The organism is Bradyrhizobium sp. NC92, assembly GCF_025200865.1.
In the GTDB taxonomy this organism is placed as follows: Bacteria; Pseudomonadota; Alphaproteobacteria; order Rhizobiales; family Xanthobacteraceae; genus Bradyrhizobium.
On record NZ_CP104171.1, the window covers coordinates 7444281 to 7465166 of the forward strand.

At 57.5% G+C, this 20886-nt stretch carries 19 protein-coding genes and 1 pseudogene; 11 read left to right on the forward strand and 9 right to left on the reverse strand.

Features of this window, described 5'->3' with window-relative positions; translation table 11 throughout:
* Nucleotides 1–427 precede the first annotated feature (427 nt).
* Complete coding sequence (locus tag N2602_RS38845; RefSeq protein WP_311738752.1) at nucleotides 428–769, reverse strand: helix-turn-helix domain-containing protein; 342 nt, start codon at nucleotides 767–769, stop codon at nucleotides 428–430.
* Nucleotides 766–1095 carry an autoinducer binding domain-containing protein gene (locus N2602_RS38850; protein ID WP_311738753.1) on the reverse strand — a complete coding sequence of 110 codons (330 nt, stop codon included), beginning with the start codon at nucleotides 1093–1095 and terminating at the stop codon, nucleotides 766–768. Before N2602_RS38850 ends, N2602_RS38845 begins: the two co-directional genes overlap by 4 nt.
* Nucleotides 1096–1648: 553 nt before the next feature.
* Here N2602_RS38850 and N2602_RS34550 point away from each other — a divergent pair.
* Nucleotides 1649–1813, forward strand: a pseudogene (locus N2602_RS34550) (ClpX C4-type zinc finger protein); the annotation flags it as partial.
* A gap of 1193 nt (nucleotides 1814–3006) precedes the next feature.
* On the opposite strand, the gene N2602_RS34555 reads toward N2602_RS34550, so the two are convergent.
* The 3 genes from N2602_RS34555 to N2602_RS34565 form a co-directional block, all read right to left on the reverse strand.
* A complete protein-coding gene (locus tag N2602_RS34555) occupies nucleotides 3007–6084 on the reverse strand; it encodes an efflux RND transporter permease subunit (RefSeq protein ID WP_260380895.1) in 3078 nt (1025 codons plus the stop codon).
* A gap of 1429 nt (nucleotides 6085–7513) precedes the next feature.
* Nucleotides 7514–8539 carry a PDR/VanB family oxidoreductase gene (locus N2602_RS34560; protein WP_260380896.1) on the reverse strand — a complete coding sequence of 342 codons (1026 nt, stop codon included), beginning with the start codon at nucleotides 8537–8539 and terminating at the stop codon, nucleotides 7514–7516.
* Between the two features lie 10 nt (nucleotides 8540–8549).
* Nucleotides 8550–9620: an aromatic ring-hydroxylating dioxygenase subunit alpha gene (locus N2602_RS34565; protein ID WP_260380897.1), complete on the reverse strand. Its 1071-nt coding sequence runs from the start codon at nucleotides 9618–9620 to the stop codon at nucleotides 8550–8552.
* Between the two features lie 169 nt (nucleotides 9621–9789).
* On the opposite strand from N2602_RS34565, the gene N2602_RS34570 reads away from it, so the two are divergent.
* A complete protein-coding gene (locus N2602_RS34570) occupies nucleotides 9790–10749 on the forward strand; it encodes a LysR family transcriptional regulator (RefSeq protein WP_260380898.1) in 960 nt (319 codons plus the stop codon).
* 317 nt (nucleotides 10750–11066) lie between these two features.
* Here N2602_RS34570 and N2602_RS34575 read toward each other — a convergent pair whose 3' ends face one another.
* Nucleotides 11067–11324 (reverse strand): hypothetical protein, encoded by a 258-nt coding sequence (locus N2602_RS34575; protein ID WP_260380899.1) that lies wholly within the window; start codon nucleotides 11322–11324, stop codon nucleotides 11067–11069.
* Between the two features lie 182 nt (nucleotides 11325–11506).
* On the opposite strand from N2602_RS34575, the gene N2602_RS34580 reads away from it, so the two are divergent.
* From N2602_RS34580 to tnpC, 5 genes are all read left to right on the forward strand, one after another.
* Entirely contained in the window at nucleotides 11507–11764 is a 258-nt protein-coding gene (locus tag N2602_RS34580) for a hypothetical protein (protein ID WP_260380900.1), read from the forward strand.
* On the forward strand, nucleotides 11761–11922 hold the full coding sequence (locus N2602_RS34585; protein WP_260380901.1) for a hypothetical protein: 162 nt from the start codon (nucleotides 11761–11763) through the stop codon (nucleotides 11920–11922). The genes N2602_RS34580 and N2602_RS34585 overlap by 4 nt, the downstream gene beginning before the upstream one ends.
* A gap of 63 nt (nucleotides 11923–11985) precedes the next feature.
* Nucleotides 11986–12387 carry an IS66-like element accessory protein TnpA gene (tnpA, locus tag N2602_RS34590; protein WP_260380902.1) on the forward strand — a complete coding sequence of 134 codons (402 nt, stop codon included), beginning with the start codon at nucleotides 11986–11988 and terminating at the stop codon, nucleotides 12385–12387.
* Nucleotides 12384–12731 carry an IS66 family insertion sequence element accessory protein TnpB gene (tnpB, locus tag N2602_RS34595; protein WP_027584861.1) on the forward strand — a complete coding sequence of 116 codons (348 nt, stop codon included), beginning with the start codon at nucleotides 12384–12386 and terminating at the stop codon, nucleotides 12729–12731. The genes tnpA and tnpB overlap by 4 nt, the downstream gene beginning before the upstream one ends.
* Before the next feature lie 45 nt (nucleotides 12732–12776).
* On the forward strand, nucleotides 12777–14429 hold the full coding sequence (gene tnpC, locus N2602_RS34600; protein ID WP_260380903.1) for an IS66 family transposase: 1653 nt from the start codon (nucleotides 12777–12779) through the stop codon (nucleotides 14427–14429).
* Nucleotides 14430–14522: 93 nt separating this feature from the next.
* Here the strand turns inward: tnpC and N2602_RS34605 are convergent, their stop codons facing one another.
* The gene (locus tag N2602_RS34605) at nucleotides 14523–15968 is read right to left on the reverse strand and encodes an IS4 family transposase (RefSeq protein WP_260380904.1); all 1446 of its coding nucleotides are present in this window, start codon (nucleotides 15966–15968) and stop codon (nucleotides 14523–14525) included.
* Nucleotides 15969–16515: 547 nt separating this feature from the next.
* Between N2602_RS34605 and N2602_RS34610 the strand changes: the two genes are divergently transcribed.
* Complete coding sequence (locus tag N2602_RS34610) at nucleotides 16516–16794, forward strand: hypothetical protein (RefSeq protein ID WP_260380905.1); 279 nt, start codon at nucleotides 16516–16518, stop codon at nucleotides 16792–16794.
* A complete protein-coding gene (locus N2602_RS34615) occupies nucleotides 16795–16923 on the forward strand; it encodes a hypothetical protein (RefSeq protein WP_260380906.1) in 129 nt (42 codons plus the stop codon).
* Here N2602_RS34615 and N2602_RS34620 read toward each other — a convergent pair.
* Nucleotides 16920–17678, reverse strand: a complete 759-nt coding sequence (locus N2602_RS34620; protein WP_260380907.1) for a ThiF family adenylyltransferase — start codon at nucleotides 17676–17678, stop codon at nucleotides 16920–16922. The genes N2602_RS34615 and N2602_RS34620 overlap by 4 nt on opposite strands.
* A 335-nt stretch (nucleotides 17679–18013) precedes the next feature.
* Here N2602_RS34620 and N2602_RS34625 point away from each other — a divergent pair, with 335 nt between their 5' ends.
* A complete protein-coding gene (locus N2602_RS34625; RefSeq protein ID WP_260380908.1) occupies nucleotides 18014–18226 on the forward strand; it encodes a hypothetical protein in 213 nt (70 codons plus the stop codon).
* Nucleotides 18227–18550: 324 nt separating this feature from the next.
* On the opposite strand, the gene N2602_RS34630 is transcribed toward N2602_RS34625, so the two are convergent.
* Complete coding sequence (locus N2602_RS34630; RefSeq protein WP_260380909.1) at nucleotides 18551–19303, reverse strand: hypothetical protein; 753 nt, start codon at nucleotides 19301–19303, stop codon at nucleotides 18551–18553.
* Nucleotides 19304–19380: 77 nt separating this feature from the next.
* Between N2602_RS34630 and N2602_RS34635 the strand changes: the two genes are divergently transcribed.
* A complete protein-coding gene (locus tag N2602_RS34635) occupies nucleotides 19381–20604 on the forward strand; it encodes an ABC transporter substrate-binding protein (protein WP_260380910.1) in 1224 nt (407 codons plus the stop codon).
* Nucleotides 20605–20886: the final 282 nt, after the last annotated feature.

The window sequence follows — 20886 nt, forward strand, 5'->3', positions numbered from 1 at the left end:
ATCCTTAGCGCGTACGAGCCGTGTCTCCTAAAGAAGTCCAACGACACTTAGCTGACAATCGAGGAAAACTAAACCTACCAAGGTCGGTAGCATTCAGCTCACGCGCTATCGCCAGTCGCGCCAAGCAGAAGGCTGTGCTTGCTTAGGCAATCACTTGTCGACGAGAGAATGGATGACTTACGAGCGTCTGGCGCGCGCGCTCATTGGACAACCTGAAATCTCGCATTCGCACTAGCCGATCGACGAGGCCTGATTGACCAAGCGATCGATATTCCGCTGGCGGACGCGCGTCAGCGCCGCCTTCATTAAGGAGCTGATGAACGTGTCGCGCAATCAAGCATCGTCCGCGACGGCCGAAATATGGCTATCGCGGCGCCGGGCCGCGAGAAGTCCAGTGACGCCGCGCTGTTAGGCCCACAAGTCAAGATCACACGAACTCGCTGCCCTGATCGACGCGGATCGTCGCCGGGAAGCTCATCCGCGATTGCTCCTCCTCTGACGTGATCAGATCGCCACGCGCGTGGCAAAGTGTCGCGAGCCGGACGTGACCGGCTAGGCGACCGATCGGCATCGGCGCCGAAATCAGACCAAGACGAATCGCCTCGGCGATGGCATGGGTGCGGTTTGTCGTGCCGAGCTTTCGAATTGCATTTTTAAGGTGAAAGTTCACTGTATTCTCGCTGATATTCAGGATCTTTCCGATTTCCCAGGACGATTTTCCTTTCGCCACCCAGCGCAGGCAATCTTTCTCGCGCTCTGATAGGCTCACCTTGCTATCGCAGCACTGTTTGAGGGCTTGGCAATCTCCGCAAATGCAATATGGAAGTGCCAAGCCAGCGCTTTGAGCCGCACCACGTGACCTTCAGGATCGGCATCATCAAAACAGGACGCGAATGATACCATTGATAGCCGTCCTGCCGGTCCAAACAACGGCACGCTGATGCCATGCTTCAGGCCTGCCTGTCTGGCCTCCTCGAGGATGCGTTGCTCACAGGCCTGGAGCTGACACTCTTTGGCAAGCTGCTCCCATACGGCGTTGCGGAAAATCGCCCCGGCATCGTCCCTTGGATGTGTCGCGATGTTGTTGGTCGCCATCGTTGTCGATCCGACTGCACGGTCTCTCTTGATTCGAACCACCGCCTGCCGAGAGTGAGGAAGGTTGCTGGCACTCCCCACTCCAGCAACAAACAATGCCGCGCCAGCCGCTTCGTTCAATCCACAAACGAATTGCAGGGAGTTGGCGGCCTCTACCTTCCAATCCCTGCAATCTCAAACGGTCCTCGATCGGGAAAACGACTCCCGCTCAATCGCTTAGAGCCTTGTTCACGGACGACTATGTAAGCTAGACAACAAACCGCAACTAAAGGGCCGAATGACACCGACGACCTCGCCGCAATCGAAGCCCAGCAGGACGATAGTCTTTATCTCAGCACGGGAGGCGGCTGGGCCCTGGCTACGGTTGGCGCCAGTGACAATATGGTTGGCTACGATCGATCGACTATGATCGCGGGAGAACCGCGTGGCTGTGAATCGCACGGGATGTAACGCGTACGGCCTTATTTGGTACGAAATTTGCTCTCCTTAGGCTTCGTGCCGACGCGTCGGCTTGGAGCAATCGAGCGGACTCGAACCGCTGATGGAGACACGAATGAGTAAGGTCGGCACGAGCGACTCCAACAACAGGCTATATTGCTCGCTCTGCGGCAAGAGCCAGCACGAAGTCCGCAAACTGATCGCGGCTTCCACGGTCTGCATCTGCGACGAGTGCGTCGAGCTCTGCATGGACATCATCCGTGAGGAGAACAAGTCCTCGCCGGACAAGTAGCGCTACGGTGGAGAGGACTAGCTCAAGCGTATTCCAAAGTCATCTCTAGCTTGGTGCCCTAACAATAATACTGAACCAAGAAGGCTTGGCGGAACGTCAGGCAGTCACCACGCCAACGTACCGGTGAAGACTGCCGAACAACAAGCGGCCAGCATGATTTTGCGAACGCGTGCGTTTTGAAAATGCATGCCGCACAGACGCCCGCAGGAGGGACAGCACTCGTTGATATCAAGATATTTGCCCATTCCGTGCTGTCGCCAGTACTCGACGGACAAAAGAAGCCCGACCACTTTTGGCGGCCGGGCTTAAGTCAGTCTCGGAAGGAGCGACGCTGTTACACATCGCGCCAGCTTCCGTCGGCAGAGGGAGGGCTCCTGCCGACGGTCGAATTGCGGCGAGGGCATTCGCCGCTAGCTTTAACCACAGAAGACCAAAATCCAGTCCAAATGAAATCTGGCCTTTTCGTTCGATTGAATCAGGGCTCAAGGAATTCGGCTAGATACTCGTCGCTACGAAAAATATGGCGACCGACCGCAGCCCTTTGCCCGCCGCCAGTCGCTACGAACTCGCGGTGTTAGGCGAGAGACCACCTGGAAACGTCGCCGGACCGTACGAGCCCGTGGCTTGACACGACGTACACCGACAATGTTTCTCCCCGCGAAGGCAAGGATCGATAACCATCCCGATCCGATCGTCGGCTGTTTTCTTCCGATGTTATTGCTATGCGACATCATGCAAAGTTGGTAAAATCGATTGTATTGATGGGCGGCATCTACACGGTGGATCATTTCGCGGTCGTTGGCATTTTGTGTTTAGGGATGCGCATACCCTAGCACCGCCTGTCAGGATCGAACTCAATCTGCATGATGAGTGAGAAGGCTCTGGCGAGCGGTGAATCACGGGTGGCATCGTCAGCTCCACACGCAGCGGTCGTCTCGCACTGTCACTTCCGAAGCTATTGGTCATACGCTTGGCGCTCGACCGGCCTGCCATACTCTCCGCGAGCAGCGATAGATCGAGACAAGGCGCCGCAGCCGCAGATCACCTTTCGTGTCCCTCCGCGCCACGAATTGCAACCACCTCAGGATGGTCACGCCTCGGATAGACGAGCAGCCCCGTTACCTAGAGAAGCAACAAGCGAACGCGGGTTTATCATCAGGGGGCATCACTCGCGAGGTGGATCAGCTGACTATGAGGTCGAGCTCGGCGGCCTTCTCGGGGCGCGCACTCGCGTCAGGTCTGTGATCCGACGCCATCGCGACATAGACCGCCGGCAGCACGAATAACGTGAACAGCGTGCCGATAGCAATGCCTGCTACGACCACCAGCCCAATCGAGAAGCGGCTCGCGGCGCCAGCACCCGTTGCCGTCAATAAGGGAAAAAGGCCCGTGACCATGGCCGCAGTGGTCATCAAGATTGGACGCAGTCGGACGCGCGCCGCCACCTCGATGGCCGAGCGACGATCAAGTCTCTTCTTGATCTGCATCTCATTGGCAAATTCGACCATCAGGATACCATGCTTAGAAATCAGTCCGACCAGCGTCAGCAGTCCGACCTGGGTGTAGATGTTCATCGTCGCCGTGCCAAAAAATAGCGGAATTAAGGCGCCGACGATTGCCATCGGCACGCTGACCATGATGATGAGAGGATCACGCAGACTTTCGAACTGCGCCGCAAGCACCAAGAAAATGATGATGAGTGCAAACGCAAAGGTGATGGCAAGTTGGTTACCTTCCCGCACATACTGGCGGGCATCGGCGAGAAAGTCGTGGTTGTAGCCTGCGGGCAGTTCCTTTGCCTTCTCGTCCAGGAAGTCCACAGCTTGACCGATCGTGACGCCGGGCATCGGTACGGCTTGGAAGGTTGAAGAGTTGAGTTGATTGTAGCGGGTGAGCGCGTTGGGACCGGTCGCAGTCTCAATGGAGACCACAGTTGACAGGGGCAGCATCGCGCCCGTCGCAGCTTTTACATAGAAATTCCCGAGTGATTCCGGGGTCAGCCGGTGCTCACGCGGCACCTGCGGGATCACCTGGTAGGAGCGGCCCTCTAGGTTGAAGCGGTTGACGAAGTTTCCGCCAAGTAGGGTCGCGAGCGCGCTCCCGACGTTCTGCATGGTGATGCCTAGGCCATTGGCCTTAGAGCGATCTACCCTGATTCGCACTACTGGCTGGTTGAACTCAAGGTCAGAGTCGCTGACCATAAACAAACCACTCTGGCGCGCGGCATCCTTCAGCTTCGACATTTGCTCATAGATGGATTGGAAACCCTGCGTCGAGTTGATCACCATTTGCACCGGCAAGCCGCCTGAACCGCCCGGAAGTGGCGGCAGGCTAAAGGCAAATGCATTAATGCCTTCATTCTTGGACAGCTCCGCCTGCACTAACGACTTCAGCGCGAGCGATGATCGTTTGCGCTCGTCCCAAGGCTTGAGCAACATGCCGGCCATACCGCCCTGCGCACCGCTGGTGCCGTTAACCACGAAACGCAAGTCGGTCTCGGGAAACTTCTGAAACGCTTTGTCGACCTTGGCGCCGTAATAGTTGAGATAGTCGATATTGGCGTATTTAGGTGCCTTAGTTAGTACAAATAGGATGCCCTGATCCTCCTCGGGGGCGAGTTCCTTAGATGTATGCATATAAAGAAAGCAGACGAGGCCTAGCATAGTCACCGCAAACAGACCGGTAATCGGGCGATAGTCGAGCGATCGGTCGAGTTTGCGGCCGTACCACTGTGTCACGGCGCCGAACATGCGATTTACGAATGTTGCAAACCGCCCCTCCTCAGCACTCTTCAGCAAAACCGAGCACATCATCGGCGACAGCGTCAACGCGATCACGCCCGATACGATCACCGACCCCGCCAACGTGAACGCGAATTCACGAAATAGCGCACCGGTGAGGCCGCCGAGAAAGCCTATCGGCGCGTAGACAGCGGCCAGTGTAATCGTCATCGAAACGACGGGACCGACGATCTCGCGCGCCCCTTCCTTTGCGGCCTGCGTCGGCGTCGCTCCTGCTTCCAGATGGCGATGAATATTCTCCACCACGACGATCGCGTCGTCGACCACGAGACCGATCGCAAGCACCATTGCGAGGAGGGTCAGGAGATTGAATGAAAAGCCCAGTGCCAGCATCATGCTACAGACACCGACGAGCGACAGTGGAATGGTGACGACAGGGATGATGACCGACCGCAGCGAGGCGAGAAACAGAAAGATCACCAGCACAACGATAGCGACGGACTCAATAAGCGTCTTCTCCACCTCATCGATCGACGATTGAATGAATTTTGTGGAGTCGTATGCCACTTTCATTTTGACCGATGGCGGCAGGTTACGCTCGATTTCTGGAAGCAATTCCCGAACGCCTCGCACGATGTTCAACGGATTGCCTTGCGGGCTCGCCTGCACGCCGATAAAGATTGCGTGCTCGCCGTTCATGGCGACGCTGACGTCCGCGGTCTGTGCAGCAAGCTCAGCTGTCGCGATGTCCCCTATGCGAACAAAACCGTCGTCTTTGGCTTTGACGATCATGTTCTTGAACTCGTCGACACTTCGCAGATCTGTATTGGCCGTCACGTCAGAGACGATGAAATAGCCCTTAGCCTGTCCGGCCGCGGCCTGGAAGTTATTAGCTGTGATTGCAGCCGAAACATCAGCTGGAGATACGTCGTGCCCTGCCATTCTCGCGGGATCGAGCCATAGCCGCATCGCAAAACTTTGGCCGCCCAGAATGTCTGCGGCTGCGACGCCGTCTACGGTGGACAGAACCGGTTGTACCACGCGCGAGAGATAGTCGGAGATCGCGCTGGCCGTCAGTTCCTCGCTTGAGAAGCCGATATACATGACAGCTGTCGTCTGACCGGAAGATTTGGTGACGACCGGATCGTTCGATTCCTTGGGGATTAAATATCTGACCGAGTTGACCTTCGACAGGACTTCGGTGAGCGCCTCATTTGGATCGAAGTTGAGTTTGACGTAAACCTGGATCGTCGAGGTACCGAGCACGGAGGAGGACGTTATGTAGTCGACGCCCTCGGCGGAAGCGACAGCTCGCTCCAACGGAGCCGTGATGAACCCCTGAATCATGTCAGCGGAGGCGCCTGGATAAGAGGTCGTGATATTGACGACCGTGTTCGATAGCTTGGGATACTGTCGAACCGGCAAAACGGTGGCCGCGCGAAGACCTATCAGCAGGATCAGAAGACTGACCACAACAGATAAGACCGGACGTTTTATGAAAAGTTCGGTAAATGCCATCGCGACGCTCAGATTCAAAAGACTAATTCAGATCGCAAGCAGACCCGGGCCACCGCCACATTGATAAATGCGGCGACTGCCATTATGCCCGCACATGAGGACAGACGGATCACTCGCTCTAAAAGCTCGTGTTGATGGGCCGCACGCGCTCCCTGGGTTCATCGCCCGGTGGCCAGCTCGAAACACTAGAGCAGAGCGCCTGAGCAATCCGAAGAAAACGCTTACAAACCAGCCCGGCCGCATCAGCCTTTATCCAAAGTTCATCGGCTGCAGGCACAAAAACGAGCGTTGATAGAGCCCCAACACGAAGGTGGGTCCGCCTAGTTCTATCACCTTCGTCCTCACGCCCCATTGGCAGTTAACAACGTCCACCAAACGCATCAAATCAGATTACGGCTTGGTGCCGCACGTCGAGTTCAGATGATTCCGCTTCGACGTCGAAAGTACAAACAACTCGACAGCTGTCTCAACTCTACAAGGGTTAGCGTGCGATATAGAATAGGTCGGTAAATCTATACCAAGGTTTGCCGACAGGAGATGCGCCAGACTTGCGCTGTGCCAATAGAAATGGTCTCACAGATGGATTCTAACGGCCACTGCCGATCCTGGTGGGCTGCGACAATCCAACGTGAACCGCTCGTCGAGCGGCTAATCAAGGAAGCGCTGACGAGCACGACCGCGAATTCGCGCTCGTCACATTGCCGATGCGCCTCGAGCAGGTATGTTATCCTTTTTTGGCCGGCCTGGATTCTTGCTCGCCAGGTTTTCTGACTGGCGGTCGAGCGCCCTCTTACAGCACATGTCGCCTTTACTCCGCTTGCTCTCTGCCCTATCTCGGGTGTGCTTCCTGCACCTGGGCTGGGAGGCCTACGTTCACAACAATCGATTGTGATCATGATGCACAGTCCTACCAAACAGTGTTGCCGACGTTCACCGGCTCGAGGAGCTGCATCAGCAGAGTTGGTGCTGATATGCTGGAAACTTGGCCGTTCAAGTGGATAGCACTTTGTCGCGGCAGATCTGGGTTAGAGGACACTGCTCCTCTACCTCCTTTGGCGTCTTCCGTCTCATGGACTCGGTGAGTTCTGACAAAAGCCCGCGATCAAATTCGCCGTCGCGATTGCGCTTTGTATAGCGATTGTGTCAGTGCAACACGCCTTCGCTGGATTGTGCACGACCTTGGACTTAATGTCGCGAATTGCTCGGAAAGCGCCGCCATCCCCTGCCCAAGCTTTCATTTCTGATGCTGATCTCCATCAGTGTCGACGGCGTTTGTCGTCGCAATTCGTCTCGATCCGCCATTAACTCTCCAAGAGCGGCGGGTTTCTTGTAGCGTTCGTTCCTGGCCGCGGGTGAGCCGCATGATGGAAAAGGCCGCAGTCGAGAGATTGCTTGCGCCGTGATCGGCGGCGCGTTCGTGGCCCGAGGGCTAGCGGGGGTCTTGCGGACCTACACCACGCGCGTCGCGGCCATGACGCAGGATCCGCGCTCGATCGGGCGTATCGAGCGTTAGACTACCGCTCGCCACGCGCGACACGCAGGTGCAGAGCTTGCTGTTCGTCGCCCGCTCTTCACTGCTGAAGAACACGTCACGATGATTGACCTCGGTCGACGCCTCCAGGATCGGCAGCACGCAGAGGCCGCATTCTCCGCGCCGGCAACCGAAGATCATGTCGACGCCAGCATCTTCGAGCGCCTCGAGCATGGAGCGATTGGCGGGAACGTCAATTTCTAGACCCAATCGGGGAATCCTGATTTTGAACGACGCGTCTGCAATGTTGCCCGCATGGCCGAACGTCTCATAGCGAAGATGCGCTTCGGGTCGGGCCGCCTCGCGCCACAGGCGCTTGACGGTCTGCAACATCCCGAACGGACCACACACATAGAGCTCACCACGCGCGTCGAGTTGGGTGATCTCGTCGGCGATGTCGATGCGTTGTCCCTCTTCACTTATGAAGAGCTGAAGGCGTTTGCCAATATAGCGGGCAAGCTCGTCCGCGAGCACCAGGTCGCGACGGCTGCGCGCGGCATATAGCAGACGAAAGTTCGCGTCCGCCTGCTTCAGCGCCAGCGCCATCGGGTAGATGGGCGTGATACCGATGCCGCCGGCCACCAGCAAATATTCCGGCCGGCCGTAGCTCAATTCGAAGCTGTTCTTTGGCTGGGAGACCGTGAGCCGTTCACCCGCCTTGAGGTGCCACATGCCGACAGATCCGCCGCGGCTCGATGCAAGGCGCTTGACGGCGATGCGATAGAGTCCGTCCGCAGAAGGATCCACCAGCGAATAGGTGCGAACCTGCAGCCGTCCGTCGATTGGCATGAGGATGTCGATGTGACTGCCGGGCGTTGCCGTCATCAACAGGCGGTCTGGAGCGATCTCGAAGAGCCTCACGTCAGGCGTGAGTTCGCGCGTGGCACAAAGGCGTGCGCTAGTCCATTCGATCGGCTTGGCCATCTTTTTTCGCTCACTCGGCCGCAACGTTTGCGATGACATTGGCCTGTTCGTTGGTTATCATCCGGTCGATCAATCGTCGTGCCCATAGCGCGCCGGCATCGATGTTGAGGTCATAGAAGGGTGTGCGCGGGTTTTTGTCGATGGCGGCCTGCTGCGCTTCCAATATTCTGTGATCCTGATCGTAGACGCCTGCTCCACCATTGACGTGGGCAAGCTGAAGCTCTTTGGTCAGCTGCGCATCACCCTTCCGATAATCTCGGACGAAGTTCCAGAAATAGTGGCAGGTTGCTTCAGTTTCTGGCGTGATCGCCGCCAAGAACGCGCCACTAACGCCCTGCGAGCGGTCGCCTTGCGGGGCGCCCGTATTTGTCAGCGCCACCCCGACGTCGCCAACGACAACGGACGGTGCCTGGAACGTCACGATCTGCCAGCGATCAACACGGCCCGGCCGCGCAAGCTGGCGCGCCCAGAACGGAGGCGGCTCGATGTCGATCATCCAGCGCGTCATCGTTGCGGTATCGTCGGTGTGTGTCACATCGAAGGGCGCGGCCGTGATCGCCTCGTCGCCGATACTGCCGGCGTGCACGTGGGTCTCGTGCGTGAGATCCATCAGGTTGTCGATCACCAAACGATAGTCGCATTTCAGCTGATAGAACGTGCCGCCCTCGCCGACCCATTGCTTTCCGTCGTTCCAGTGAAAATCCGGAATTTTGGCAGGGTCCGCGAGCGCTGGATCCCCGGGCCACAGCCATACCAGGCGATGCCGCTCGGCGACCGGATAGGCACGCACACAGGCTGACGGATTGATCGTCTTCTGCGCGGGCATGTAGGAGCAGCGCCCGGCTGAATTGAAGACCAGCCCGTGATAGCCGCACATGACGTCGTCGCCCTTCAGGTGTCCGAGAGACAACGGCAGCAGCCGGTGCCAACAGGCATCCTCTAGGGCTGTGATGAGGCCGTCGATGCGGCGGTAGAGCACGACGTTCTTGCCGCAGATGGTGCGGGCGGACAGATCGCGGGCTATCTCGTGGGACCACGCGGCCGCGTACCAGGCGTTGAGCGGAAAAGGTTTGGCGTTCATGGGGCAGCTATCTCCATGGTTTGGCGATGGTCACGGGCTTGCCGTCTAAACTCCCATTTTCGAGCAGATTGCGTTGGCAATAGCTCTCGGACAATCGGACAGAGTTGATATCCCTTATCTACTCTTTCGATAGGGTGTTGCAGTTTTCCGCTAGGAGGATCCTGAAGAGATGGCAAAGGATTGGGATCCACTCGCGATTGATTTTGGCGCGATCCGTACCTTGCGCCTGGTCTCGGAACTGGGTTCGTTTTCGAAGGCTGCTGACGCGCTCGGCACGAACCAATCGACTATCAGCTACACAATCGACCGGCTGCGCGCGGCGTTCCACGACAAGCTCTTCGTGCGCCAGCGCGGCGGCATCGCCCCAACGCCCCGATGCGCCGAAATCGTCGAATGTGCCAGCCGCATGCTCGAAGCCTTCGAGGGCTTGGTGCAGCCTGCGGATTTCGATCCCGCCAGCGCGTCCGGGCGAGTTACGATCGCCTGCAACTATTACGAACGCTCGATCATTCTGCCGCGCACCATCGCGGAGGTGAGGCGCCGAGCGCCCCGACTGGTGTTGGAGATCAAGACAGCGCGCGCCAAAGGCACGGCGCATCTGAAAAACGGTGAGGCAGATCTTCTGGTCGGCCCTTACGACGTGCATGAGGAGAGCTTCTATCACCGCCACCTGCTGGACGACCACTATGTGTGCGTCATGCATCGCAGCCATCGGCTCGCGGGCAGGAGGCTGCGGGTGAACGACTATGTCAACGCGAGCCACGCCGTCGTGACCTATGGCGGCACCTGGAGGTCAGGGTACCTCAGAGAACTCGATCAACGTGGTTTATCGCTCACCCAGGTGGTCGCGATACCGAGCATTTCCGATCTCACGCACATTCTCCCCGCAACGGATCTCATCTCGACGGTGCCAAGCCGCATCGCTTCGAACATCGCCAAATCCGTCGTGGCGACATCGTGTCCCTTCCCCGAACCGTTTCAGATCGGCATGACCTGGACGAGCCGGACCCATCATTCCGCCGCCCACCGCTGGCTGAGACAACTCATCGGCCGAATTGCCCGCAGTTTGCCGTACAAGACCGCTCCCGCTGCGCCCTCTGGGCGCAGGGGCACCAATGCCAGAGTTTGAAGTGCCGCCCCGCGGGACACGGGGGCGTAGTCCCAGGATGAGCGCCAAACTCTTCGATTTGGGCCAATCGAAGGCTTGCTGGATCCCGTCCTGACGAACTCGGTGGCCGTCCGATCGGGGCGGCTGCGACAGCGCGCGAATTGGAACTTTGTGCAAGGATAAATGGAGGCGGCTCCAATCGAAGAGGCTTCGAACAGGTTTCGCCGGCCGACTACATGGAGAAGGAAGCCTCTCCAGGACTAATCGGTCAGCGGGCATCAGAAGCCGGCCGTGGGTAGATGCGGCTAACACGATGATAACATCAAGCTCAACGACATCTACCGTCCGGCCGTCGCCCGAGACGCGATCAATCTGCGGCCAGCTCCGTTGAGGTGCTCAAATTGCGCGCCGAGAATCTGGGCATCCCACTGTCGAGGTGTACGGCTCTCATCGATCGTCACGAGAACGTCATGGTAGAGCCTGCGCAGGTCGTTGTCGGAGGTCAACAGTGCGTCGTTGTACCGGTCCGAGAGGATGCGCCATGGCCCGGGGCCGGCGAATTGACCGCGCGGAACAGACGCAAATGCCTCGATCATTGGGGTTACGCGGGAGCGGGACTTAAAATTCTTACCATTGAGTGGCTAAGATGGTTTTTGTCCGACAAATCATCACCTTAGGCGATTGACGGAGCATACGACGCTTAGCACAGTGTTAGAACAAGTTCGGCTTTAGGACGCTGAGCGTGTGCCGGCCGCGAAGCCAACGGAAGCTCATCGTCATGGACGAAGTCGCATTGCAAAGGGCTGAAAAGCAAAAGAACCACATCATCCTGGGTGGCAAGGTCCATCTTTACCGCCGCGGGAAGCGCGGCCCGTATCATTGCTCGGCAATAATTGAAGGGAAGCAATACAGAGCAGCCACGGAGAAGGACGACCTCCGGCAGGCCGAGGAAGTCGCCGAGGAATGGTATCTCAAGTTACGGGGAATGGTGCGGAGCGGTGACCTGGAAAGGTCACCGCTCATAAGAAGGAGATGACCTTCAAGCCCGCAGCAGAGAAATTCCTGGAAGAGTTTCCTGTGCTGACGGAAAGTCAGCGCAATCCCATCCACATCGCCGGCCACGAGCGCCGGGCGCGGAAGTACCTCATTCCCTCCTTCGGCAAGAAGGCCTTTCGCAAAGTATTCCTCCGTTGAGGGCCGCCTTGTTTGACGGACGCGAACGCTGCAGGTCCTAGGGGTAATCCTAGGAGAAGCGCTATGACGATTTCGCGGGCGGAGGTGATCACATCGGTCGAGCGGCGGCGCCGGTGGTCGCAGGATGAGAAGGAACGGCTAGTTGCAGCATCGCTTGAGCCCGGAGCTAATGTTTCCGAGGTGGCTCGCATGGCCGGCCTTCATGTGAGCCAGCTCTTCCGATGGCGGAAAGAGCTTTGTAAGCAGGGTGAAGCGAGTATAGCGCCGTTCGTGCCGGTCGAGATTGGGCCGTCTGTGCCGGCGCGAGAGGTGGCCGAAGCGCCATCGACGACGGTGCCGGCGCGTCGACGGAAGAGCCAGGGCATCATCGAGATCGATCTTGGTAGCGGGCACCGGATCCGGGTCGATGGCGACGTTGATGGAGACGCGCTACGTCGTGTCCTCGATGCTTTGGTACGCCGATGATCCCGGTTCCGACGGGCGCGCGAGTGTGGCTCGCGACGGGCTACACGGACATGCGCCGAGGCTTTCCGTCGTTGGCACTCCAAGTGCAGGAGGTGCTGCGCAAGGATCCGCTCAGCGGTCATCTGTTCGTGTTCCGCGGTCGCCGAAGCGATCTTGTGAAGGTGATCTGGCACGATGGCCAGGGAGCATGCCTGTTCACCAAAAGACTCGAGAGAGGAAGGTTCATCTGGCCGTCGGTCGCGGGCGAAGCAGTGACGATCTCGCCGGCGCAGATGAGCTACCTGTTGTCCGGAATCGATTGGCGCAACCCGCAAGAAACCCAGCGTCCGACGCGGGTCGGGTAGGTGTTTTGGGTTTGAATCTGCTGCTTGATCTGATTCAATGGCTTCATGACATCGAGGCCGGACGACCTTCCATCGGATCTTGCGAGTGCCTTGGCGGCGCTGCAGGCCGAGCGTGAGGCGCGGCTGCAAGCCGAGGCGGTAGCTACCAGTGCGCGGGCGGAGCTGTCGGCCAACGAGGCGCTGGTCGCGCATCTTGAGCTGCGGATCGAGAAGCTCAAACGCGAACTGTACGGGCAGCGCTCCGAGCGCACGGCGCGGCTGATCGAGCAATTGGAATTGGAGCTCGAAGAACTCGTTACCACGGCAAGCGAGGATGAGCTCGCCGCGCGGGCCGCCGCGGCGAAAACCCAGAGCGTGCGCGCCTTCACGCGCAAGCGGCCGGTGCGCAAGCCCTGGCCGGACGACATCGAACGCGAGCGCGTCGTTATCGAGGCCCCGAAGAGCTGTGCCTGCTGCGGCGGATCGCGCCTGGCGAAGCTGGACGAGGATGTGACCGAGACGCTGGAGGAGATCCCACGCCGGTTCAAGCTGATTGAGACGGTGCGGGAAAAGTTCACCTGCCGCGATTGCGAGAAGATCAGCCAACCGCCGGCACCGTTCCATGCCACGCCGCGCGGCTTCATCGGTCCGCAATTGCTGGCGACGATCCTGTTCGACAAGTTCGGCATGCATATCCCGCTCAACCGCCAGAGCGCGCGCTTCAAGTGCGAGAGGATCGACCTGCCATTGTCGACGCTCGCCGACCAGGTCGGCCACGGAACCTTCGCCGTCATGCCGCTCTTCCAGCTGATCGAGCGTCATGTACTCGCAGCCGAGCGCCTTCATGGCGACGACACCACCATCCGCATCCTGGCAAAGGGCAAGTGCACGACCGGCCGGATCTGGACCTATGTGCGGGATGACCGGCCCTACGGTGGGCCGGCGCCGCCGGCTGCGGTCTATTACGCCTCGAGCGACCGACGGGGCGAGCATCCCCAGAAGCATCTGGCCGCCTTTGCCGGCATCCTGCAAGCCGATTGCTATAGCGGCTTCGAGCCGTTGTTCGACCCGCAAAGGAAAGCAATGCCGATCACGCCGGCATTCTGCTTCGCCCATGCGCGGCGGGGCTTCTTCGAGCTGGCCGATATCGAGAAGAACGCCAGGGAAGGCAGCAAGGGTAAACCGGTCTCCCCGATCGCGCTGGAGGCGGTCAGACGCCTCGATGCGTTGTTCGAGATTGAGCGCGCCATCAACGGCCGCAGCGCCGACGAGCGGCGCGCTGTACGCCAGGAGAGAAGCAAGCCGCTGTTCGACGACATGCACGCCTGGCTGCTGCGCGAGAGAGAAACCCTCTCGCGCTCCTCCGAGGTCCTGAAGCCCATGAATTACATGCACAGGCGCTGGACCGACTTTGCCCGCTTCCTCGACGATGGCAGAATCTGCCTCAGCAACAACGCCGCCGAAAGAGCCTTGCGCGGCATCGCTCTGGGAAGTCGCAATTGGACCTTCGCCGGCAGCCTGCGCGGCGCCGACCGCGCTGCCATCATGCTGACGATGATCACGACCTGCCGCCTCAACGAGGTCGATCCCAAGGCCTGGCTCGCCGACGTCCTCGCCCGGATCGCCGATCTTCCTGCTTCCCGTCTGCACGAACTGTTGCCCTGGGAATGGAAGCTTTTGCGGCAGGCCAGCGAGCCCACCGATCAGCAGGCCGCCTGACCTGCACACAACGCAATCATAGTGCTCGCCGCGCTCCCGCGCATGCGTCAATCAAGCGGCCTTCGTCGTCTTACGATTACCCACATCTTTGAGTCAGAGCTTCGCTCCCGTTGCGATATCGATGAATCGCGATAATCCGCGCCACATGATGAGATTCCCTGGTGGCGGATCGTTGGCGCGGGCGAGATAGCCGCCGAGCCTGGCGATCTTGATGAGATAATGCGACAATGTCTTTCGTTTGCTGCCTGGATTCTTGTCTTTGACGAGCCGATCAAGCAATTGGATTTCAGCTTTGGTCAGCGCAAATTCCGGTGAGGCATTTGGTGCTGAACGATTGAGCATCGTCATCCAAAAAATGCGCCAGCTCACAATGCAGAACACCGAGATCAGATTCGTCAATCGCTGAGCAGTCCGCAGTTGCGAGTCCTCTGCCCTACAGCCGGATTTAAGTATCTTGTGGAAGACCTCGATCTTCCATCGCAGGGAATACCATTCAAGTTTCTCGATGGCGTCCCCGCGCGATTGCACCGGAAGATCGGTCAGGAGTTTCCATTCAATCTTCTTTCTGTTCTTTGGCGCTCCTCTTTCATCAGCGTGGATCACTGTCAAAGTCAAAGCTGGATACCGCGACTGCTTGCCTATCGGTGGCAGAATACGGATTTTACGATACCGGATTTCAAGAACAGCCTGGTCTGGATTGCCCTTGCTATCCTGGACTTCGATCCGGTGGAGACCTTTGACCGCGACCTCGTCCATTATCGTTGCAACGGTATGATCGCCATCGCCTGCCAGGCGATTGACACAGGTCCTAACCACGAAATGCGTGCCAACCTCTTGGGCGGCGCAAAACAACTCATAAATATCGGCCTCACGATCACCGATATGGATGCACTTCGATGGCTTCTCAAAAAGCTCCGTGGATTGCTTGAGGTTCTCCAGCCAACGAATGCTCTCCTTGGTTTCAATGGGGATCCGTGTCAGGTTGACCTCGCGCCTGAGCGCAGCGACCCCTCTGAATTTCTTTCTGGTCCAGAACTTCACGGCGCTGAGCCCCAGTGGAAGCCCCTCAAGGGTCACCGCAAGGCTCGAATGCATCAATATTCCGCATGTCGTGTACGTTTGAGGTTTTCCGTCCAATCTTCGAGAGTTGCTTTTGGGGATGCGCTTAATCATCCCGATCAGATCCGGGCGCTCCCTTTGATAGGTGAATTCGGTCGTATCATGCAGAACAAGAACAGGCCCTTTCGCAGCCGCGATACGTTCCCGCGTCGATTTAAAATGACCAGACAGGATGTCAGCCTCGCTTACTCGTTCATTGGAGAAGAAACGATAGGCCGCCTTGGTATTCGCCCAGTCTTGGCAAACCATCGGAATGCTCTGTCCGATGTCTCCACCAATCTGCTTCAGCAGCATGCGAAATCTCTCGCCAAGTCGAGCGTCCTGGAATTCGCACAGCGCAGCTTCACGATCAAACCAAGTCACCGCGTCAGACGCCAAACGATGCGACTTCTCATCCCGGGCGCGTGAAGTCAGTCCCATAGAGCACCTCTTCTCGAATCAGGTGCCCATCAAAGAATCACAAGTGATTCTGGCGACTCAAGTTTTTCGGCTCAGTACACCTCAAAGAATGTGGGTAATCGTAAGCTTCGTCGTATGCGTACTTCGCAAATTACTGGCGGTCTCGTGAACGAGTACCGCATGCATCGAGTAGCGGACACCAAGGAAAGGTGGGGAAAGCCACCTGTCCGCTGACGATGCACCAGGAAATTGTATGCCTCCGGCAAATCCTCAAGACAGCGCTACGCCATCAATGGCTCCACGCACTTCCTGATCTTTCAGAGCCCTACCGCAAGAGCGGCAAGATTTCGCACCGGGCTTGGTTCTCCCGAGACGAGTATGGTCAACTCTACGAGGCGACCGGGCAGAGAGCCCGTAAACCCAAGAACAACAAATACAAATGGTGGGGCGAGCAGCTGCACGACCTGATCCTCTTCATGAGCAACACCGGCCTGCGGCCGGACGAGGCCTTGCGCCTTGAATACCGCGACGTGACCGTGGCCTTCGATGAAGGCACCCAGGAGACCATTTGGAGATCGAGGTGCGCGGAACGCGCGGCTACGGCCCCTGCAAGAGCACGCAGAATGCCGTGCCGGTGTTTGAGCGCTTGAACAAGCGAAACATCCCCAGCCCACCGATAGGATCTTCCCCAAGTCTCACCACGCGATGTTCAACGAGATCCTCAAGGAGCTTTGGCCTGAAATTCGACCGCGAGGGACGACCGCGCACGCTCTACAGCCTGCGGCACACCTACATCTGCTTTCGCCTGATGGAAAGCGCCGACATCTCCATGCTCGCTAAAAACTAGATGATCGAGAAATACTATGCGGCCCACCTCAAGGACGTGCTGGACGCCAGCGCCATCAACGTCCGCAAGAAGAGGCCCAAGTGGGAAGTTGCTGAAATCCGCAAGGGAGAGCTGGAGACACTGCGCTAGCTTTTCTTGAGATCGCTTAAGGAAAAGAATGGATCGCCTAAGCCATCGGCACCTCCGTGGTGAGGACAAACGGCCGGGATGAGCTCGTAAGTGGGTCGTCGACTGGGAGCTACTGTCTGCTGGTTTCCGTCCAGCTCAAGCCATGTATAGGCATCATCAAAGGGCCACCAAGGTGCGATCAGCCTTACAAACGCGCCAACGGCCAGCGATGCCAAGGTACCGTTCGTCCATACTACCTGCGGATTCACGCCGGCATCGCCATATCGATTTTCCTCTTGGCTCAAGTTGCGTGCGTTGAGGAACCCGAGGCATCTGAGACAAGGGCATCCAGGACGGGTAAAGATCATCTGTCCAGAGATTGCAAAACGCTGCGGGCCGACCTCAGCAACATCCATGCCAATGTCGATATACGGGATAGAAAAGCGTCGAGCCGCACGCTCCAACGATTCCCTCTGTTGAAACCCATCCACACACCCGAAGATGACGTGCGCATCCCTCAGTAGGTGGCTTATCTCCTGCCACCTTGCTTCTTTGGCCTCAACGGCCGCCCAAGGGCGAATGCCCAAAATTGTGCGGCGTACGATCTCGACTTTAGGCCGCGCGTTATCAACGTCCTCTTGAGTGGCTCCAACAAGACGGTTGAGATTGCTTGCCTCAATAGCCTGAGGATCGAACAACCGAAAATGACCGACACCCAAGTGCGCCAACTGTTGAGCAACGTGTGATCCTCCACCGCCCAACCCGACGATCGCCACTCTCGTGGCTCTGAGAAGCTGGTCCGAGTTGGCGCCTAGAAAGCTCTGTCTGGAAAAGTCGGCTGCCTGGCTCATGCGTAGAAGTCCGTGCTTCCGTCTTTGGCCGCCCGCCTTATTGAAAGCCTGGCCCCCACCTCAACAAACTCCGAAATACTTACGACGTCATCCGCACCCAGCCAGACTCTACCGACGGCGCTATACGGGCTAAGCACTATCGCCCCATGCGGCATGTCTCGCCCCACCTTGAAGAAATCAGGGACGAACTTGGCCTGCTCACGAAGGTCCGTTGGGCTGAACCACAATCGCCTCCCAGCCGGAAGGTCATGCAAGTGGACATGGAAGACACCCACCGGCTTCAAGAGCGCAAGCTCGAGAGCCTTGCGCATTCATTCCTGTCCAACCATCGCACCTACCGTGGGATCGGGGACGTAATCGTCGTCCGCAACGGAAAAGTAATCCTCGGCCACGAGGACCAGATGCGCATGACCTTGAGCCGCCCGGACGGTGATAATGCCGACCCTTTCGTAAGCAAATGGGTGGCGCCGTGAAAGATCCCCCTCACCGAGGTCATGAAATCTGCCGTAGCCCCGAAGAGAACGTTCATGGCTTGCCTATTGGCTCAACGAGCTTGACTTCCTCTTCCTTGCGCTGCTTGGCATTCGCGAAGTCCAGTTGGTCCGGCGCTCTGTATGGGCCAATCGGTTTTCCGGAGGCGCGAGCGCTTACTCACGAACGGTCGGAGCCGTCCATGGATGCCGCACTAGGCGCGCCTGCGGCAGACTGTAAAGTCCACACGGGGCATGACTCTAGTCATTGATTTCATACTCCGGACTGGCGATGCTTAGATCGCAATAACAGCTCGACCACTTCCGTCATTTCTTCTCGGCTGCGCTAACGCAAGGCAAGGTCCGCGTATATAGCTTGGCCCCCAGCTGCGCAAATTCGTCACGAATTTCTTGATCTATCGTGACAACGCAAGACTTCTCTATCTTCTTTTCCGAATCAAAGAGAGTGACCGAGAATTTCATCGGGATCGACTTAAGTGGATTGTCCTTCTGGCTCATAAGCTTGAGCAACTCAGACCAATTTAAGAAATTAGACCGATCGCAGCTATCACCAACGCAGGAAAGCCGTGGATAGAAGCGGGTCTCATGGGCTTCAGACTGCCCGCCCGGAATCACTCGGGGCGTTGCGACCTTTTGAGATGCCGAAGTAGTCGTAATGTCCGAAAAGTATGTCCAATCCAAAGCTATCTGTCTGTCACCAATCTTTGCCTCTACTTGCTCCCTTCGAAGTACCGCGTTGTAGGCCGGATCTCCGCGGTTAACATATGACATCGTCGAAGCTGTGACTGTCACCTTGCTATCGGCGGTGCACTCATCCGCCTTCCTCTCGCTGCATCTTAACTCCACCTGATCCGGTGGGAAGAACTGCACGTCGGCTCCTTTTACCCAGTTTGTAATATACCAACCGTACCCAATAATCGACAACGCAAAGGCCGCAAGCCCTGCCAGGTCCGTCGCCTTGTATTTCCAAATACGGGGCGAAGCAGGCTCAGAGCCCCGAGCCTCTGCCTTAGTCTTAGTCTCGGTCTCGGTCTTTGTTTTAGCTTTGCGTGAATTCAAGCGCCGTAATCCTCGCATTTTCGGGATGCAATTTCTAGTGTACAGTTGCTTGTGAGGCTTAGCCAAGGAGTTTTACGATGAGAGTCCTTGCAGTAGTCGTGGCGATTTTCTCTGTTCTTCATCCCGAACAATGCCGCGCCCAGGCAATCACCCGCATTGGCATTTTGGCCGATTTTTCGAGCGTGACTTTGGACAGCCTTAGCACGGCAGCTTCAATGGCGTTGAAGGAGGTCCCGGACCGAGACCAGCGGTTCAAGGTTGAGGTCATTTCGGCAGATCACCAGATGAAGCCCGATGTTGCAGTTGGCATCGCTAGGCGGTGGATTGATACTGAAAAAGTAAGCGCAATTATTGTGAGTGGCGGCAGCGCAGTGTCTTTAGCGGTGGCTGGCCTCACAGGAGAAAGGAAAGTGCTCTCGATTATGTTGGACGTGGCACTACCGCCAAAGGAGCGAAAGGCGCCAACGTTCAACTGGGCGTCTAACGACCGGTTGATCGGACTGACGTTGGCAAATTATCTCGTTGATGATGGTCACAAGAACTTCAGTATCGTTGCACCAGATACTGCATTTGGCAATGCAATCGCGAAAGCGACGAGCAAGGTGGTGACGGGCCTCGGCGGAAACATCATAGAGGTTTCCAACTATAGTTGGCAGGGAAGCTGGTCTGGACTGAAAGCTAGCGCGCGTGACGCCACAATTGTTATGTTTGGCAGTTTCCTGAATGGAATTGTGGATCAGATCGATGATAAGCAGATGCCCTTTCGACTTGCGTTTGGCTCACCCCTTTTACTAGCAGATATCGATAAGATCGGGCGAACTCGTGTTGAGAATGCAATATTTGCCACCTCGTTCTATTGGGACGTGAACGAGGCCACAAGGGATTGGACAAAGCGCTTTTTAAATGCGCGACGTGAACGATCAACGAGTCCACCGGACGTGACAGAGGCTGGCATATACTCCGCCGTGCGGCACTATTTGAGAGCATTGCTGGAAGCGCGAGAGAGCGACGCAGACAAGGTCGCGGAGAAGATGAAGCAGCTTCCTGTTGATGATTTTTTTGCTCCGAACGGCCGAGTACGTGCAAACGGACAGCTGGTGCATCCGGTATATATTGTTCAGATCAAGCCGGAAGGGGACATCCGCTATGCAGGAGATTTTCTCAAAGTCCTGGAAGTGATTCCGGGGATTGCCGCGCAGGAAGCAGCTTGTGGTACGCCTTGCCCGAAGAAGGGCGCCTGCCCTCAAAGCTCTGATCAGCCGGACTGCCCCTGCCCGAAAGGCAACGCGTGCCCGCAGTGAGCCACACTGGTTGAGACCCTTGGCCGGCCAAGTATCAAACTTCCCACGCCAACGCAGGTTGCGCCAGGAGCGATAGTTGACCTTCGAAGCAAGCACTGGAAAGCGAAGGATGTCGCTGCGGTACATGACGATGGCATCTTGCCCGGTAGTCGCATCACTTCGATGCGTGACAGCGATGTTGTCTGCCCGACGATCTCCGATACGAACTTGGCAGCGTCCAGGTCCCTAACGTTGAAGAACACTTTGCAGGCTGCTGATTCCGCTCGAAATCGCCCATGATTC

Excerpts from the sequence above, each read along its gene's own strand:
- N2602_RS38850 (WP_311738753.1), bottom strand. The coding sequence starts at position 1,095 with ATGGCGACCAACAACATCGCGACACATCCAAGGGACGATGCCGGGGCG.
- N2602_RS34555 (WP_260380895.1), bottom strand. The coding sequence starts at position 6,084 with ATGGCATTTACCGAACTTTTCATAAAACGTCCGGTCTTATCTGTTGTG.
- N2602_RS34560 (WP_260380896.1), bottom strand. The coding sequence starts at position 8,539 with ATGGCCAAGCCGATCGAATGGACTAGCGCACGCCTTTGTGCCACGCGC.
- N2602_RS34565 (WP_260380897.1), bottom strand. The coding sequence starts at position 9,620 with ATGAACGCCAAACCTTTTCCGCTCAACGCCTGGTACGCGGCCGCGTGG.
- N2602_RS34570 (WP_260380898.1), top strand. The coding sequence starts at position 9,790 with ATGGCAAAGGATTGGGATCCACTCGCGATTGATTTTGGCGCGATCCGT.
- N2602_RS34575 (WP_260380899.1), bottom strand. The coding sequence starts at position 11,324 with ATGATCGAGGCATTTGCGTCTGTTCCGCGCGGTCAATTCGCCGGCCCC.
- N2602_RS34580 (WP_260380900.1), top strand. The coding sequence starts at position 11,507 with ATGGACGAAGTCGCATTGCAAAGGGCTGAAAAGCAAAAGAACCACATC.
- N2602_RS34585 (WP_260380901.1), top strand. The coding sequence starts at position 11,761 with ATGACCTTCAAGCCCGCAGCAGAGAAATTCCTGGAAGAGTTTCCTGTG.
- tnpA (WP_260380902.1), top strand. The coding sequence starts at position 11,986 with ATGACGATTTCGCGGGCGGAGGTGATCACATCGGTCGAGCGGCGGCGC.
- tnpB (WP_027584861.1), top strand. The coding sequence starts at position 12,384 with ATGATCCCGGTTCCGACGGGCGCGCGAGTGTGGCTCGCGACGGGCTAC.
- tnpC (WP_260380903.1), top strand. The coding sequence starts at position 12,777 with ATGACATCGAGGCCGGACGACCTTCCATCGGATCTTGCGAGTGCCTTG.
- N2602_RS34605 (WP_260380904.1), bottom strand. The coding sequence starts at position 15,968 with ATGGGACTGACTTCACGCGCCCGGGATGAGAAGTCGCATCGTTTGGCG.
- N2602_RS34615 (WP_260380906.1), top strand. The coding sequence starts at position 16,795 with ATGATCGAGAAATACTATGCGGCCCACCTCAAGGACGTGCTGGACGCC.
- N2602_RS34625 (WP_260380908.1), top strand. The coding sequence starts at position 18,014 with ATGGAAGACACCCACCGGCTTCAAGAGCGCAAGCTCGAGAGCCTTGCG.
- N2602_RS34635 (WP_260380910.1), top strand. The coding sequence starts at position 19,381 with ATGAGAGTCCTTGCAGTAGTCGTGGCGATTTTCTCTGTTCTTCATCCC.